The sequence below is a fragment of the Streptomyces sp. NPDC104831 genome, assembly GCF_055583025.1.
Genome location: NZ_JBVJOT010000141.1, coordinates 1 through 1,412, shown reverse-complemented (window position 1 = coordinate 1,412; position 1,412 = coordinate 1). Strand labels below are relative to the sequence as shown.

General features: G+C 56.2%; 1 rRNA gene. It reads right to left on the bottom strand.

Annotated elements, in window-relative coordinates:
• Nucleotides 1-21 precede the first annotated feature (21 nt).
• A 23S ribosomal RNA gene (locus ACZ63H_RS38590) occupies nt 22-1,412 on the bottom strand; the annotation flags it as partial.

Below are 1,412 nucleotides of genomic sequence, written 5' to 3'. Positions count from 1 at the left end.
ACACAGTGAACGCGAGCATCAATGGACAAGCCCTCGGCCTATTAGTACCAGTCAACTCCACCCGTTACCAGGCTTCCATATCTGGCCTATCAACCCAGTCGTCTACTGGGAGCCTTACCCCATCAAGTGGGTGGGAGTCCTCATCTCGAAGCAGGCTTCCCGCTTAGATGCTTTCAGCGGTTATCCCTCCCGAACGTAGCCAACCAGCCATGCCCTTGGCAGAACAACTGGCACACCAGAGGTTCGTCCGTCCCGGTCCTCTCGTACTAGGGACAGCCCTTCTCAAGACTCCTACGCGCACAGCGGATAGGGACCGAACTGTCTCACGACGTTCTAAACCCAGCTCGCGTACCGCTTTAATGGGCGAACAGCCCAACCCTTGGGACCGACTCCAGCCCCAGGATGCGACGAGCCGACATCGAGGTGCCAAACCATCCCGTCGATATGGACTCTTGGGGAAGATCAGCCTGTTATCCCCGGGGTACCTTTTATCCGTTGAGCGACGGCGCTTCCACAAGCCACCGCCGGATCACTAGTCCCGACTTTCGTCCCTGCTCGACCCGTCGGTCTCACAGTCAAGCTCCCTTGTGCACTTACACTCAACACCTGATTGCCAACCAGGCTGAGGGAACCTTTGGGCGCCTCCGTTACCCTTTAGGAGGCAACCGCCCCAGTTAAACTACCCATCAGACACTGTCCCTGATCCGGATCACGGACCCAGGTTAGACATCCAGCACGACCAGACTGGTATTTCAACGACGACTCCACCCACACTGGCGTGCGAGCTTCACAGTCTCCCAGCTATCCTACACAAGCCGAACCGAACACCAATATCAAACTGTAGTAAAGGTCCCGGGGTCTTTCCGTCCTGCTGCGCGAAACGAGCATCTTTACTCGTAGTGCAATTTCACCGGGCCTATGGTTGAGACAGTCGAGAAGTCGTTACGCCATTCGTGCAGGTCGGAACTTACCCGACAAGGAATTTCGCTACCTTAGGATGGTTATAGTTACCACCGCCGTTTACTGGCGCTTAAGTTCTCAGCTTCGCCCACCCGAAAGTGAGCTAACCGGTCCCCTTAACGTTCCAGCACCGGGCAGGCGTCAGTCCGTATACATCGCCTTACGGCTTCGCACGGACCTGTGTTTTTAGTAAACAGTCGCTTCTCGCTGGTCTCTGCGGCCACCCCCAGCTCACGGAGTAAATCCGATCACCAAGCGTGGCCCCCCTTCTCCCGAAGTTACGGGGGCATTTTGCCGAGTTCCTTAACCATAGTTCACCCGAACGCCTCGGTATTCTCTACCTGACCACCTGAGTCGGTTTAGGGTACGGGCCGCCATGAAACTCGCTAGAGGCTTTTCTCGACAGCATAGGATCATCCACTTCACCACAATCGGCTCGGCATCAGGTCTCA